The organism is Pedococcus aerophilus (assembly GCF_039532215.1).
Taxonomy (GTDB): domain Bacteria; phylum Actinomycetota; class Actinomycetes; order Actinomycetales; family Dermatophilaceae; genus Pedococcus; species Pedococcus aerophilus.
This window is the reverse complement of the sequence record NZ_BAAARN010000001.1, coordinates 247,381-261,914: the sequence shown is the minus strand read 5'-3', so window position 1 is coordinate 261,914 and position 14,534 is coordinate 247,381. Positions and strand designations below refer to the sequence as shown.

At 71.7% G+C, this 14,534-nt stretch carries 9 protein-coding genes and 1 pseudogene; 3 read left to right on the top strand and 7 right to left on the bottom strand.

From position 1 onward, the window contains the following. Nucleotides 1-14: 14 nt before the first annotated feature. From ABD286_RS01200 to ABD286_RS01180, 5 genes and pseudogenes are all read right to left on the bottom strand, one after another. Nucleotides 15-1,082, bottom strand: a pseudogene (locus tag ABD286_RS01200) (MFS transporter); the annotation flags it as partial. Nucleotides 1,083-1,216: 134 nt separating this feature from the next. Continuing rightward, a complete protein-coding gene (gene arc / locus ABD286_RS01195; RefSeq protein ID WP_344189462.1) occupies nucleotides 1,217-2,962 on the bottom strand; it encodes a proteasome ATPase in 1,746 nt (581 codons plus the stop codon). Nucleotides 2,963-3,033: 71 nt separating this feature from the next. Further along, nucleotides 3,034-4,071 carry a tRNA (adenine-N1)-methyltransferase gene (locus ABD286_RS01190; protein ID WP_344189460.1) on the bottom strand — a complete coding sequence of 346 codons (1,038 nt, stop codon included), beginning with the start codon at nucleotides 4,069-4,071 and terminating at the stop codon, nucleotides 3,034-3,036. 45 nt (nucleotides 4,072-4,116) lie between these two features. Next, nucleotides 4,117-5,562, bottom strand: coding sequence for an SGNH/GDSL hydrolase family protein (locus tag ABD286_RS01185; RefSeq protein WP_344189458.1), 1,446 nt, complete (start codon nucleotides 5,560-5,562; stop codon nucleotides 4,117-4,119). 61 nt (nucleotides 5,563-5,623) lie between these two features. After that, nucleotides 5,624-6,751 carry a site-2 protease family protein gene (locus tag ABD286_RS01180; RefSeq protein WP_344189455.1) on the bottom strand — a complete coding sequence of 376 codons (1,128 nt, stop codon included), beginning with the start codon at nucleotides 6,749-6,751 and terminating at the stop codon, nucleotides 5,624-5,626. A 134-nt stretch (nucleotides 6,752-6,885) separates the two neighbouring features. On the opposite strand from ABD286_RS01180, the gene metH reads away from it, so the two are divergent. Both metH and ABD286_RS01170 read left to right on the top strand, forming a co-directional pair. Then, a complete protein-coding gene (gene metH / locus ABD286_RS01175; protein WP_344193201.1) occupies nucleotides 6,886-10,608 on the top strand; it encodes a methionine synthase in 3,723 nt (1,240 codons plus the stop codon). Between the two features lie 119 nt (nucleotides 10,609-10,727). Continuing rightward, entirely contained in the window at nucleotides 10,728-11,573 is an 846-nt protein-coding gene (locus ABD286_RS01170; protein ID WP_344189453.1) for a RecB family exonuclease, read from the top strand. A 4-nt stretch (nucleotides 11,574-11,577) separates the two neighbouring features. Here ABD286_RS01170 and ABD286_RS01165 read toward each other — a convergent pair whose 3' ends face one another. Beyond that, entirely contained in the window at nucleotides 11,578-12,276 is a 699-nt protein-coding gene (locus tag ABD286_RS01165) for an HAD family hydrolase (RefSeq protein WP_344189451.1), read from the bottom strand. A 147-nt stretch (nucleotides 12,277-12,423) separates the two neighbouring features. On the opposite strand from ABD286_RS01165, the gene ABD286_RS01160 reads away from it, so the two are divergent. Then, nucleotides 12,424-13,275 (top strand): PAC2 family protein, encoded by an 852-nt coding sequence (locus ABD286_RS01160; RefSeq protein ID WP_344189449.1) that lies wholly within the window; start codon nucleotides 12,424-12,426, stop codon nucleotides 13,273-13,275. Nucleotides 13,276-13,284: 9 nt separating this feature from the next. Here the strand turns inward: ABD286_RS01160 and mshC are convergent, their stop codons facing one another. Then, entirely contained in the window at nucleotides 13,285-14,532 is a 1,248-nt protein-coding gene (gene mshC, locus ABD286_RS01155; RefSeq protein ID WP_344189447.1) for a cysteine--1-D-myo-inosityl 2-amino-2-deoxy-alpha-D-glucopyranoside ligase, read from the bottom strand. Nucleotides 14,533-14,534 lie beyond the last annotated feature (2 nt).

The window sequence follows — 14,534 nt, the reverse complement described above, 5'->3', positions numbered from 1 at the left end:
CCCATCGCGGCGCGGGACGCCGGCACGCTGGCGACCGCCTCCCGACCGAGCAGCGCGTTGAGCAGCCCGGTGGCGACACCGCACACGACCATCGCCGGGGCGATCCGCCAGGGGGATGACCCGGCCTCGAGTCCGAGGGCGAGCGACAGTCCTCCCGTCACGACGACGAGGCAGGCGGCCAGCGGCCCCGGACCCGTCAACGGGCGGTGGACGAGCCGCAGGGCGAGCGAGGAGGCCACGCTCGCCCCGGACCAGCAGGTGATCAGCAGGCTGCCCGCCCAGAGGCCGTGCCCCAGCCCGGCCTGCACGACCGTGGGGACGAACGACGTCGTGCCGACCATGCCGATGCCCAGCACCATGGCGCCGAGCGTCGCGCCGAGGAACCGCGGCTCACGGAACAGCGCGGGCTCGAGCAGCGGCGACGAGACCTGGGTCTCCACCCACCCGAACACCGCCAGCAGCAGCACGGCGGCACCACCGATGGCCACGGTGGCACCGGTGACGCCCGACCGACCCTGCGTCAGGGCGCTGACGAGCAGGGTCAGCGCCGCACTGAGCAGGACCAGACCGGGCAGGTCGACGCGACGGCGCACGACGGGGCGGGTGGGGGCGACCCAGCGGGTCGTCGCCGGGACCAGGACCAGCGCGACGGCACCCACGACGCCATACACCTCGCGCCACCCGGTCCCGATGTCCAGGGCGGCTGCGAGCAACGCCCCGACCGAGATGCCCAGGGCGACGCTGGCGCCCCAGACCGCCGTGGCGTGCCCGCGTTCGCGGCCGGCAGGATAGGCCTCGGTGAGCAGGGCCAGCCCGCACGCGAGCACCGCCGCTCCCCCGGCTCCCTCGACGAGCCGCCCGGCGACGAAGACCGCGACGGAGGGAGCCGCTGCGCAGGCCAGCGAGCCGAGGCCCATCGCGGCGAGGCCCAGGACGTAGGCGCGTCGCCGCCCGAGGCTGTCGCCGAGGACCCCGGCCGCGAGCAGGACGGCCGCGAGGCCGACGCTCATCGAGCTGAGCACCCAGGCCCGGCCGACCGGGCCGACGTCGAGGTCGGCGGCGGTGGCCGGCACGCTCACCATCGGCGTGACGTAGGTGACGAGGACGAGCGCCGTCCCCCACGAGACCAGCTGGAGGGGACGGTGGCGGGCCCGCGCGAGCCCACCACCGCGGACGGGTGGAGGGCCCGGGAGGGGTCCGGGTGTCGACGGGCGGGTCAGAGGTACTGGCCCGTGTTGGCGACGTTGTCGATCGAGCGGCCCGGCTCCGTGCCGCTCTTGCCGGTGACGAGCGTGCGGATGTAGACGATCCGCTCGCCCTTCTTGCCGGAGATGCGGGCCCAGTCGTCGGGGTTGGTCGTGTTGGGCAGGTCCTCGTTCTCCTTGAACTCGTCGACGCAGCTCGCGAGCAGGTGGTCGACCCGGATGCCCTTGGCCCCGACGGTGAGGAAGTCCTTGATCGCCATCTTCTTCGCTCGGTCGACGATGTTCTGGATCATCGCGCCGGAGTTGAAGTCCTTGAAGTAGAGGACCTCCTTGTCGCCGTTGGCGTAGGTGACCTCGAGGAAGCGATTCTCCTCGATCTCGGAGTACATCCGCTCGACCGTGGCGGTGATCATCGCGTCGACCGTGGCCTGGGCCGAGCCGTCGTGCTCCGAGAGGTCGTGCGGGTGCAGCGGCAGGTCCGCGGTGAGGTACTTCGTGAAGATGTCGCGCGCGCTCTCGGCGTCGGGGCGCTCGATCTTGATCTTCACGTCGAGGCGACCCGGGCGCAGGATGGCCGGGTCGATCATGTCCTCACGGTTCGAGGCCCCGATGACGATGACGTTCTCGAGCCGCTCGACACCGTCGATCTCGGACAGCAGCTGCGGCACGATCGTCGTCTCGACGTCGGAGGAGACGCCGGAGCCGCGCGTGCGGAACAGGCTGTCCATCTCGTCGAAGAACACGACCACGGGCGTGCCGCCGGAGGCCTTCTCACGGGCCCGCTGGAAGATCAGGCGGATGTGGCGCTCGGTCTCGCCGACGTACTTGTTGAGCAGCTCCGGGCCCTTGATGTTGAGGAAGAACGACTTGCCGACGGGCTTGCCCTCCTTCTCCGCGACCTTGCGGGCCAGCGACGACGCCACCGCCTTGGCGATGAGTGTCTTGCCGCAGCCGGGCGGGCCGTAGAGCAGCACGCCCTTCGGGGGCTTGAGCTGGTGCTCGGTGAACAGGTCGGGGTGCAGGTAGGGCAGCTCGACGGCGTCGCGGATGGCCTCGATCTGGCCGGCCAGGCCGCCGATGTCCTCGTAGTCGATGTCGGGGACCTCTTCGAGGACCAGCTCGGACACCTCGGCCTTGGGGATCCGCTCGTAGACGAAGCCGGAGCGCGACTCGAGCATGAGGGCGTCGCCGACACGGATCGGCTCGCCCTCGAGGGAGTCGGCCATGCGGACGACGCGCTCCTCGTCGGCGTGCGAGACGACCAGGACCCGGCCCTCGCCGAGCAGCTCCTTGATCATGACGACCTCGCCGATGCGCTCGTAGCCGCAGGTGGCCACGACGTTCATCGCCTCGTTGAGCCGGACCTCGCGGCCGCTGGACAGCTCTGCCGGGTCGACCGCGGGGCTGACGGCGACGTGCATCTTGCGGCCACCGGTGAGGATGTCGACGGTCGCGTCGTCGTACGACTCGAGGATCACGCCGTACGCAGCAGGCGGCTGGGCCAGCCGGTCGACCTCGGACTTCAGCGTGACGATCTGCTCCCGCGCCTCCTTGAGGGTGCGCACGAGGCGCTCGTTCTGCGAGGAGATCGTGGCGAGGTTGGACTGCAGCTGCAGCACCTTGGTCTCGAGCTCACGCGAACGCACCGGGGCGTCGGCGAGGCGCTGCCGCAGGGCGGCGACCTCCTCGGCGAGGAGCTCGGCCTGGCGGCGCTCGTCACTGTTGTCGGGGCGGTGGGGCTGGCTGTGGTCGGTCATGTCGACTCCCTCGGTGGCGAACCTCGGTCATCGACCGTGCGGGACGGCCGATAAGCAAACCTAACCCCGAACTACTCCGCGGTCTCGGAGGTTTGGGTCACAGAACGGCGAACCCGCCGGATCTTCTTGTCTGATGGGACGCGCTCGCCGATGTCCTCGGGGGTGAACTCGCCCTCGCGGCCGAAGCCCGAGTCCTGCACGGGGGCGCCGTCCTCGTCGATCGAGCCCTTGCCGGGGCGGCGCTTGCGCAGCGGCGGGGTGACCCCGGGGGCGAGGCGGCGGGTGGTGATGAGGAAGCCGGTGTGGCCGTGCATCCGGTGCTGCGGACGCACTGCGAGGCCCTCGAGGTGCCAGCCGCGGACGAGCGACTCCCACGCCTCGGGCTCGGTGTAGCCGCCGTGCTCGCGGACGCCCTCGGCGACGCGCGACAGCTGGGTGGCGGTGGCGACGTAGCAGATGAGGACGCCACCGGGCAGGAGTGCGTCGGCGACGGCGTCGAGGCACTCCCAGGGAGCGAGCATGTCCAGCACGACGCGGTCGACGCTGCCGGGCTCGACGTGCTGCGGCAGCTCCTCGACGAGGTCACCGACGGTGACCTGCCAGGCCGGGTGGTCCTGGCCGAAGAAGGCGCGGGCGTTGCCCTTGGCGATGTCGGCGAAGTCCTCGCGGCGCTCGAACGAGTGCACGTGACCGGTCTCCCCCACGGCCCGCAGCAGGCTCATCGACAGGGCGCCGGAGCCGACGCCGGCCTCGACGACCCGGGCGCCCGGGAAGATGTCGGCCATGGTGACGATCTGGCCGGCGTCCTTGGGGTAGACCACCGCGGCACCGCGCGGCATCGACATGACGTAGTCGGACAGCAGCGGGCGGAGTGCGAGGTACTCGACGCCGGCGGTGTTCTTGACGACGGACCCGTCAGGGCTGCCGATGAGGTCGTCGTGGGCCAGGCGACCGCGGTGGGTGTGGAACTCGCGTCCCGCCTCGAGGGTGATGGTGTGCAGGCGCCCCTTCGGGTCGGTCAGCTGCACCCGCTCGCCCTCGGAGAAGGTGCCACGGCGCAGGTCTGCTCCCGTGGCGGCGGGCGGGGTCTGGTCGGGGGTGCTGCTCATGGCGGCGAAGTCTAGTTCTCCCGCGGGGGTGCCCCGGACCCGCCGTCAGCGCCCCGGGTTCCGCAGCAGGCGCAGGTCGACCGAGGCCGCCATCGCGGCATACCCCGCGTCGCTCGGGTGGAGGTGGTCGCCGCTGTCGTAGCCGGCGCGCAGGCGGGTGGGCCGGTCGGGGTCGCGCAGCACCGCGTCGAGGTCGAGGACGGCATCAGGCTCGCCGGACGTGCGGATCCACGCGTTGACGGCGACGCGGACCTGCTCGCGTTCCGGGGTCCACCGGGGCCAGCCCTCGAACGGTGCGAGCGTGCCCACGACCACCCGCAGCCCCCGCGCGTGCGAGCGCTCGAGGACCTGCCGGTAGCCGTCGATGATGGCGCGGGGGTCGTGCTCCGACGGGTCCTGCTGGATGTCGTTGATGCCCTCGAGCAGCACCACGGTCCGGACCCCGGTCTGGGTCAGCACGTCGCGGTTGAGGCGGTCGAGCGCCTTGGGGCCCTGTCCGGGGCCGGCGGCGTCGCGCAGCACCCGGTTGCCCCCGATGCCCGCGTTGAGCACCCCGAACCGCTGCGGCGTGGGCAGCGACCTGGCCCGGTCGGCGAGCAGGTCCGGCCAGCGGTGGTCGGCGTCCGTGGTCGAGCCGGACCCGTCGGTGATCGAGTCGCCGAGGAAGACCACGGATCCCCCGACGCGGGACCGCACGTCGAGCCCGTCGAGGAACCAGAACGACGTCGTCCGTCGCGGGAACGCCGCCACCGAGACGGCAGACGTCTGGTCGCCGTCGGCGACGAACCCCGTCGTGTGCGCCGCCCCGTGGTACGTCGCCGGGCCGGTCGGGCCGGGCACGTGCAGGCTCACGAGGAGGTCGCCGCCGTCCGGGACGGCCAGCGCCACAGGGTCGGACGCCAGCTCCGCGCCCACCGGTACGGCGACCTGCCGGCTCCCCGCGAACGTCACCGGGACGAGGGTGCCCGGGTCGACGTCCCCCGCGGCGGCGCCGGCGCGCGTGGAGGGCCGGGCGAGGGTGGCGGTCACGACGAGTGGCCTTGTGCCGTGGACGTTGGTGAGCCGCAGCCGGACCACCTGTCCCCCGACGGAGACGTGCATCCGCTGGCGCAGCGTCGTGTCGGTGAAGCCCTGGGCCGGTGGACCGGCCTGGGGGACGGCGACCGCGGTGGCCCACGTGCCGACCCACGGTCCCCGGGCCCGTGACGACGCCGGCTCCGACCTCGACGCCGACGCAGACCGGGGGGCCGGCGCCGACGGCGACGAACCGGCTGGCACCTGTGCCGCAGCGGCGGCCGGCGCAGGTGCTGGCACCCCGCCCGCGCGCGGTGCTCCCACGGCCACGACGGCGGCTTGCGCTCCTCCCGCCGACGCGGTGCGCGCGTCGAGCGCGAACCCCACCGCACCGACGGCGAGGACCGTGCTCGCAGCCAGACCGGCGACGACCCTGCGGCGCAGCCGGGGTCGGTGCGCGGTGCCGCGGGAGGTCATGGGCGGACTGTAGGCGGCGTCCCCACTCCGTTCAAGACACCTCGGCCGCAGGCGGCACCGTTCAGGCGTTGAGCGCCCGGCCCACGTCCGCGGCGTGGACGACGCCGACGACCCGGCCCTGGTGCACGACCGCGCCGACGGTGATCCCGAACTCCTGCAGGGCCGCGAGGGCCGGCATGACATCGCCCGCGGGGTCGGCGTCGATGACCCAGCCGGGGTCCTGCTGGCTGGCGACCGCGCTGACCGGGGTGTGCGGCCGGGCGTCCGGCGGGACCGACGAGAGGTGGGCCGAGTCGACGTAGGCGGAGGGACGACCGTGGCCGTCGACGACGACCAGCTCGCCCCCCGGCGTGGCGGGCAGGTCCCCGACACGGGCCGTGTCGGGGACGGCGACGGCAGCGCGCATCACCGAGCGCAGGGTGATGCGGCCGATGGTGGCCAGGGCCTTGCCGCGCCGGATCGACTCCGTCGCCCCGGCCCAGAGGATCGAGCCGATGAACAGCACCCAGATCTGGCCGAACCCGAGGTCCTGCGTCATGACGAGGGGCCGGACGAAGAACCAGAGCACGACTCCGACGGCCAGCACGCGGCCGCTCCAGCCGGCGACCACCGACCCCTTGTTGCGGTCGCCGGTCACCTTCCAGACGAGGCACTCCAGGACCTGGCCGCCGTCGAGCGGCATGCCGGGGAGGATGTTGAGGACGGCCAGCGAGCCGTTGATGATGACCAGGCCCTCGACGAGGCGGCTCGACACGTCGCCGGTGACCGACGGCAGGGCCAGCCAGGCGAGCGCGGCGAAGACGGCGTTGGACGCCGGTCCGGCGGCGGCGACGAGCGCCATCCGTCCCGGGGTGGTGTGGCCGGCCTCCATCGAGGTGTGTCCGCCCCAGAGGTTGGCCACGATCCGGACCACGGGCATGCCGAAGCCTCGGGCGGTCGCGGCGTGCGCGGCCTCGTGGACGAGGACGCAGACGAGCAGCACGAGCGCCTGGGCGAAGCCGACCCCGATGCCGACCAGCGGGCGCGTGGACAGCAGCGGCGCGGCGACGATCGCGGTGATGACGGCGGCGATGAGGAACCAGCTCGGGGCGAGGTACACGGGGATGCCTGCCACCCGGGCGATGCGGACGCCGAGCCCGCGTTCCTGCTCGCCCTCGGGAGCGTGGTGCCCACGGGCAGCTGTCGTCATGCCCTGACAGTACGTGAACCCGAAGGACGCCCGAGCACGCACCGGTCCATACTTGACCGGTGCCCGACTCACCCGCATTCCAGCCCGACGCAACCGACGACCTGAGGTCCGCCCTCACGACGCGGATCCTCGTGATGGACGGCGCCATGGGCACGATGATCCAGCGAGAGGGCCTGGGCGAGGACGACTACCGCGGCGAGCGCTTCGCCGACTGGGAGAGCGACCTCAAGGGCAACAACGACCTCCTGTCGCTCACCCAGCCGGAGATCATCGCCGGCATCCACACGGCATACCTCGAGGCGGGCGCCGACCTCGTCGAGACCAACACCTTCAACGCGCAGAAGATCTCCCTCGCCGACTACGGCATGGAGGACCTCGCCTACGAGATCAACCTCGAGTCCGCGCGCCTCGCCCGTCGCGCCTGCGACGCCATGACGGAGAAGACGCCGGACAAGCCGCGCTGGGTGCTCGGCGCACTCGGCCCGACGAACCGCACCGCGTCGATCTCCCCCGACGTCAACGACCCCGGCAAGCGCAACGTCACCTTCGACGAGCTCGTCGACGCCTACACCGAGCAGGCTCGCGGCCTCGTCGACGGTGGGGCCGACGTCCTGATCGTCGAGACGATCTTCGACACGCTCAACGCCAAGGCCGCGATCTTCGCGCTCGAGACGTTGTTCGAGGAGCACGACCGCCGCTGGCCCGTCATCATCTCCGGCACGATCACCGACGCCTCCGGGCGCACGCTGTCGGGGCAGGTCACGGAGGCCTTCTGGAACTCCGTGCGCCACGCCCGCCCCATCGCGGTCGGGCTCAACTGCGCCCTCGGTGCCGAGGAGATGCGCCCGTATGCCGCGGAGCTCGCCCGCGTCGCCGACACCTTCGTGTCGTGCTACCCGAACGCCGGTCTCCCCAACGCCTTCGGCGAGTACGACGAGCTGCCCGACCAGATGGCTGCGGTCGTGGGCGAGTTCGCGCAGGCCGGGCTCGTCAACCTGCTCGGAGGCTGCTGCGGCACGACGCCGGACCACATCGCCGCCATCGCCAAGGCGGCCAGCGACCAGTCGCCCCGCGTGGTCCCCGAGGTGGCACCCGCCCTGCGGCTCTCGGGCCTGGAGCCGGTGACGGTCACCGAGGACACGTTGTTCGTCAACGTCGGTGAGCGCACCAACATCACCGGGTCGGCACGCTTCCGCAAGCTCATCCAGGCCGAGGACTACGGCACGGCGCTCAACGTCGCCCGCCAGCAGGTCGAGGCCGGTGCGCAGGTCATCGACATCAACATGGACGAGGGGATGATCGACGGCGTCGCGGCTATGGACCGCTTCGTCAAGCTCGTCGCGAGCGAGCCCGACATCTCCCGGGTGCCGCTGATGGTCGACTCCTCGAAGTGGGAGGTCATCGAGGCCGGGCTGAAGTGCGTGCAGGGCAAGCCGATCGTCAACTCCATCTCGATGAAGGAGGGCGTCGAGCCGTTCGTCGAGCACGCCCGGCTGTGCCGCAAGTACGGCGCCGCCATCGTCGTCATGGCGTTCGACGAGGAGGGCCAGGCCGACTCCCTCGAGCGGCGCAAGGTGATCTGCCGGCGGGCGTACGACATCCTCACCCAGGAGGTCGGCTTCCCCGCCGAGGACATCATCTTCGATCCCAACATCTTCGCGGTGGCCACGGGCATCGAGGAGCACGCCGCCTACGGCACCGACTTCATCGAGGCCACCCGCTGGATCAAGGAGAACCTCCCCGGCGCCCTCGTCTCCGGCGGTGTCTCCAACGTGTCCTTCTCGTTCCGCGGCAACAACGCCGTGCGCGAGGCGATCCACGCGGTCTTCCTGTTCCACGCGATCCAGGCCGGCATGGACATGGGCATCGTCAACGCCGGCGCCCTCGTCGTCTACGACCAGGTCGACGAGCGACTCCGTGAGCGGATCGAGGACGTCGTCCTCAACCGTCGGCCGGACTCCACCGAGCGGCTGCTCGAGATCGCCGACTCCTTCAACACCGGCGACACCAAACAGGAGGCCATCGCCGAGGAGTGGCGCAGCCTGCCCGTCGGCGAACGCATCACCTACGCGCTCGTCAAGGGCATCGACGAGCACGCCGAGTCCGACACCGAGGAGCTCCGCCAGGAGATCAGCGACCGCGGTGGCAGGCCCATCGAGGTCATCGAGGGTCCGCTGATGGACGGCATGAACGTCGTCGGCGACCTGTTCGGCAGCGGCAAGATGTTCCTGCCGCAGGTCGTGAAGTCGGCCCGCGTCATGAAGAAGGCCGTCGCGTACCTCATCCCCTTCATCGAGGCGGAGAAGACCGAGGCCGAGGTCGCGGAGAACCGCAGCAAGGGCAAGATCGTCCTCGCGACCGTCAAGGGCGACGTCCACGACATCGGCAAGAACATCGTCGGCGTCGTGCTCCAGTGCAACAACTACGACGTCGTCGACCTCGGCGTCATGGTGCCGGCGCAGAAGATCATCGACGCCGCCAAGGCGGAGAAGGCCGACGTCATCGGGCTCTCCGGCCTCATCACGCCGAGCCTGGACGAGATGGTCAACTTCGCCTCGGAGATGGAGCGCCAGGGCCTCGACCTGCCGCTGCTCATCGGCGGGGCGACGACGTCACGGGCGCACACCGCCGTCAAGGTCGACCAGCAGTACCACGGCCCGGTCGTGTGGGTGAAGGACGCGTCGCGCTCGGTGCCCGTCGTGTCCAAGCTGCTCGCCGACGACCAGCGCGAGACGCTGATGGCCGACGTCAAGGCGGACTTCGACGCGCTGCGGGCCCGGCACGCCGCCAAGTCGACCGAGCGCCCGCTGGTCCCGCTCGAGGTGGCCCGCGAGAAGGCGACCCCGATCGAGTGGGCGGGCTACCGGCCGCCGGTCCCCCACCTCGTCGCGGCCCAGGAGAAGGAGCTGCTGCGTCGTCAGTCGGGCAGCGAGCGGCCGACCGTCACGCAGTTCGTCAAGACCTTCACCGACTACCCGATCGACGAGCTGCGCCGCTACATCGACTGGGGTCCGTTCTTCCTCGCCTGGGAGATGAAGGGCCGCTTCCCCGACATCCTGCACAACCCGGCCACCGGCGAGGCCGCGACCCGGTTGTACGAGGACGCCCAGCGGATGCTCGACCGCATCATCGACGAGAAGTGGCTGCGCGCCAGTGGCGTGTTCGGCCTCTTCCCGGCGAGCTCGGTGGGCGACGACATCGAGGTCTACACGGACTCGGCGCGCCAGACCGTGGCGACCACGCTCCATACGCTGCGCCAGCAGGGCCAGCACCGACAGGGCGTGCCCAACCGCGCGATGTCGGACTTCGTGGCGCCCAAGGACACCGGGCTGCGCGACCACGTGGGTGCGTTCGCCGTCACGGCGGGCCTGGGGTCGGCCGACCGGGTGGCGGAGTTCAAGGCGGCCAACGACGACTACTCGGCGATCCTGCTCGAGTCGCTCGCCGACCGGCTCGCCGAGGCGTTCGCCGAGCGGCTGCACGAGCGGGTGCGCCACGACTTCTGGGGGTACGCCCCGGACGAGCACCTGCCCAACGACCAGCTGATCGCCGAGAAGTACGTCGGCATCCGACCCGCGCCGGGCTACCCCGCCTGCCCCGACCACACCGAGAAGGAGCTCCTGTGGGAGCTCCTGGACGTCAGGGAGCGCACGGGGATCGAGCTCACCGAGTCGATGGCCATGTGGCCGGGTGCCGCGGTGTCCGGCTGGTACTTCTCGCACCCGCAGTCGCAGTACTTCGTCGTCGGCCGCCTCGGCCGCGACCAGGTGGAGGAGTACGCCGAGCGCAAGGGCTGGACGCTGCGCGAGGCCGAGCGCTGGCTCGGCCCCAACCTCGGCTACCAGCCCGAGGACTGAGGCCGGGTCGATGTGAACGCGCCGGGAGTTCCGGGCGCGTCCACATCGACCCACCGCGTGGTCCACAGGTATGGCGCGGGGTCACGGTCGTGTCGGTCGTGGCACCTAGAGTTCGGGTCATGGTTCCCGCTCTCTCGCCGAGCCGTGCATCCGACTTCAAGCAGTGCCCGCTGCTCTATCGGTTCCGCACGATCGACAAGCTGCCCTCGCCGCCCAGCCCCGCTGCGGCGCGCGGAACGCTCGTGCACGCCGTCCTGGAGCGGCTCTTCGACCTCCCTGCCGACGAGCGGACCCCGGCTGCGGCTCAGGCCCTGCTGGGCCCCCAGTGGAGCGCGCTGGTCGAGGAGGAGCCCGAGCTCGCAGCGATGATCGCCGACGACGCGAAGCTCACCGAGGACGGCTGGTTCAGCGATGCCCAGGCGCTCATCGAGACGTGGTTCACCCTCGAGGACCCGACCCGCCTCGAGCCCGCCGAGCGCGAGCTCTACGTCGAGACCGATGTCGACGGACTCGTCCTGCGCGGGTACGTCGACCGCCTCGACGTCGCCCCCGACGGCGCCATGCGGGTCGTCGACTACAAGACCGGCCGGTCCCCGAGCGAGCTGTTCGAGGGCAAGGCGTTGTTCCAGATGAAGTTCTACGCGCTGGTGCTCTGGCGGCTGCGCGGCGAGATCCCGCGCCTGCTCCAGCTCGTCTACCTCGGCAACGGCGAGGTCGTCCGCTACGCGCCGGACGAGCACGACCTGCTCAGCCTCGAGCGCAACCTCAAGGCCGTCTGGGTCGCGATCGAGCGAGCTGCCACGACCGGTGACTGGCGACCGAAGACCTCGAAGCTGTGCGACTGGTGCGACTTCCGCGAGTTCTGTCCGGCCTGGGGCGGCACTCCCCCGCCCCTGCCGGAGAACGCGGCCCTCATCGCCCTCAACCCCGCCGTCTCGGGTCAGGTCGCGCCGACCGACGAGTGAGGGCCTACCGCCGCGAGCCGTCGAAGAGGCTGACGAGGTCGGTGGGCGTGATCCCGCGCAGGCTCGGCACCTGCACGGCACCGACGGTGACCGGCACGGGCACCACGTGCGGCACGGCGATCGTCGGCACCCCTGCCGCGACGGCCGAGCGCACGCCCGTGGGCGAGTCCTCGATGGCGACGCAGTCGGCCACCTCGACCCCGAGCGCGCGGGCGGCGGCGAGGTAGGGCTCGGGGTGCGGCTTGCCGTGCTCGACCTCGTCGCCGGTGATGACGGCGGCGAAGGTGCCCTCGGGCAGGGACGACACCACGCTGTCCGCCAGCGACCGCCACGACATGGTCACCAACGCGTTCGGCACACCGGCGGCGCCGAGGGCCTCGAGCAGCTCGACGGCACCGGGACGCCACGGCACGTGCTCGCGGACCTGGACGACCACCCGGCGCAGAAGCTCCTCGACGATCTCCACCGGGTCGAGCTCGACCGGGCTGTTGTCGCGGATGAACTCCGCCGAGACCATGAGGTCGTTGCCGACGAGCTGGTGGGCGTACTCGTCGTTCCAGACTCCCCCGGCCTCCTCGACGATCGCGTGCTCGGCCGTGATCCAGTACGGCTCGGTGTCGACGAGGGTCCCGTCCATGTCCCAGAACACCGCGGCGGGCAGTCCCGATCCGGGGGTGGCGGGCGGCGTGCTGGTCGAGGACATGGGTGGCAGGGCTCCGCGCGGTCGGTGGGGTGGCTGGACGGCGCGCCCGACTATACGCAGCCTCTCCCGTGCGGCCGGACCGTGGACCGTAGGCTGGGCGGAAGAGGTGGCGCGCCGGCATCGGGCCGGCGCGGGCGAGGAGGAACAGTGATCGAGCTCGAGGACGTGCCGGAGCTGAACAACCCGGTCGTCATCGCCGCGTTCGAGGGCTGGAACGACGCCGGCGAGGCCGCCACCGCGGCGATCGACCACCTCATCGACGTCTGGGACGCCGAGGCGATCGCGGCCCTCGACCCCGAGGAGTACTACGACTTCCAGGTCAACCGGCCCCGGGTCGTCCTCGACGACGGCCGCCGCCGGATCCACTGGCGCACCACCCGCATCCTCGTGGCGAGCAGCGAGACCCTCGAGCGCGACATCGTCCTCGTCCAGGGCATCGAGCCGTCCTTCCGCTGGCGGGCCTTCACCATCGAGCTGATGGAGTTCGCGCAGCAGGTCGGTGCGACGACCGTCTTCACCCTCGGTGCGCTCATGGCCGACGTCGCGCACACCCGGCCGATCCCGGTCACCGCCACCTCCGACGACGACGACGTGCTGCACCGCTTCGACCTCGAGCCCAGCCGGTACGAGGGACCGACCGGCATCGTCGGCGTCCTGGCCGACGCCGCCACCCAGTCCGGCCTGCAGTCCATCTCCTGCTGGGCCGCGGTCCCGCACTACGCCGGGCACTCACCATCGCCGAAGGCGACCCTGGCACTCGTCTCCCGCCTCGAGGAGCTGCTCGACGCGCCCATCCCCCACGGCGACCTCGACGACGGCGCCAAGGCGTGGGAGCGCGGCATCAACGAGCTCGCCGAGACCGACGACGAGGTCGCGGAGTACGTCCAGTCCCTCGAGGAGGCCCAGGACACCGCCGACCTCCCGGAGGCCAGCGGCGACGCCATCGCCCGCGAGTTCGAGCGCTACCTCCGTCGTCGCGGCCAGGACGGCCCCGGCTGACGTCTGGTGTCAGACGCGGACGCCGAGGACGGCGTCCAGGGCCCGCGCCAGCACACCCGCCGAGGTGGCGTCGCGTCCTCCCCGGGTGAGGCACTCCTTGGCCCAGCGGTCGACGGCAGCGAGGGCACCGGGGGTGTCGAGGTCGTCGGCGACGTGGCGGCGGACCTGCTCGATGACCTCGTCGGTGGCCGGCGCGGCGTTGACCGACAGCGCCGAGCGCCACGCCTCGAGCCGGGCCTGCGCCTGGGCCAGGAGGTCGTCGGTCCAGGACCACTCGGTCCGGTAGTGCTGCGACAGCAACGCCAGCCGGATCGCCATGGGGTCCACGCCGTCGGCGCGCAGCCTGGAGACCAGGACGAGGTTCCCCTTGGACTTGCTCATCTTCTCGCCGTCGAGGCCTACCATCGCCTGGTGGGCGTAGGTGCGGGCGAACGGCCGCTCCTTGGTGAGGACGACGGCCTGCGTCGCGCTCATCTCGTGGTGCGGGAAGACGAGGTCGGTGCCGCCGCCCTGGACGTCGAAGGTCATGCCCAGGTGCTCCAGCGCGATGGCGGTGCACTCGATGTGCCAGCCGGGGCGTCCGGTCGGCAGCCCGTCGACCTGCCACGAGGGCTCGCCGTCACGGGCCGAGCGCCACAGCAGCGGGTCGAGCGCGTCGCGCTTGCCCGCGCGGTCCGGGTCGCCGCCGCGCTCGGCGAACACCTCGATCATCTGGTCGCGCGTCCAGTTGGACACCGAACCGAAGCCTTCGTCGCTGGCCAGGTCGAGGTAGAGGTCGTTGCCCTCCGACTCCGCCGTCTCGACCTCGTAGGCCGCACCGGTGGTGAGCAGCCCGCGGACGGCTGCGGCGACGGGCTCGATGCTCTCGACGACCCCGACGTAGTGGTCCGGGGGGATGACGGCCAGTGCGGTCATGTCCTCGCGGAAGAGCGCGATCTCACGGGTGGCGAGGTCCTGCCAGCGCACACCGTCGCGCTCGGCCCGCTCGATGAGCGGGTCGTCGACGTCGGTGATGTTCTGGACGTACTCCACCGTGTGGCCCGCGTCCCGCAGCGCCCGGCCGAGGACGTCGAACGTCACGTAGGTCGCGGCGTGCCCCATGTGGGTGGCGTCGTACGGCGTGATGCCACAGACGTACATCCGCGCCGTCGGGCCCGGGGTGAGGGGACGGACCTCACCGCTCGCGGTGTCGAAGACCTGGACCGGGTGTCCGGTGCCGGGGACGGCGGGGAGGAACGGCGTGGGCCAGGAGATCACAG

Coding starts and splice junctions, on each gene's coding strand:
- ABD286_RS01185 (WP_344189458.1), bottom strand. CDS start 5,562: ATGACCTCCCGCGGCACCGCGCACCGACCCCGGCTGCGCCGCAGGGTC.
- ABD286_RS01190 (WP_344189460.1), bottom strand. CDS start 4,071: ATGAGCAGCACCCCCGACCAGACCCCGCCCGCCGCCACGGGAGCAGAC.
- ABD286_RS01165 (WP_344189451.1), bottom strand. CDS start 12,276: ATGTCCTCGACCAGCACGCCGCCCGCCACCCCCGGATCGGGACTGCCC.
- arc (WP_344189462.1), bottom strand. CDS start 2,962: ATGACCGACCACAGCCAGCCCCACCGCCCCGACAACAGTGACGAGCGC.
- ABD286_RS01170 (WP_344189453.1), top strand. CDS start 10,728: ATGGTTCCCGCTCTCTCGCCGAGCCGTGCATCCGACTTCAAGCAGTGC.
- metH (WP_344193201.1), top strand. CDS start 6,886: ATGGACGGCGCCATGGGCACGATGATCCAGCGAGAGGGCCTGGGCGAG.
- ABD286_RS01180 (WP_344189455.1), bottom strand. CDS start 6,751: ATGACGACAGCTGCCCGTGGGCACCACGCTCCCGAGGGCGAGCAGGAA.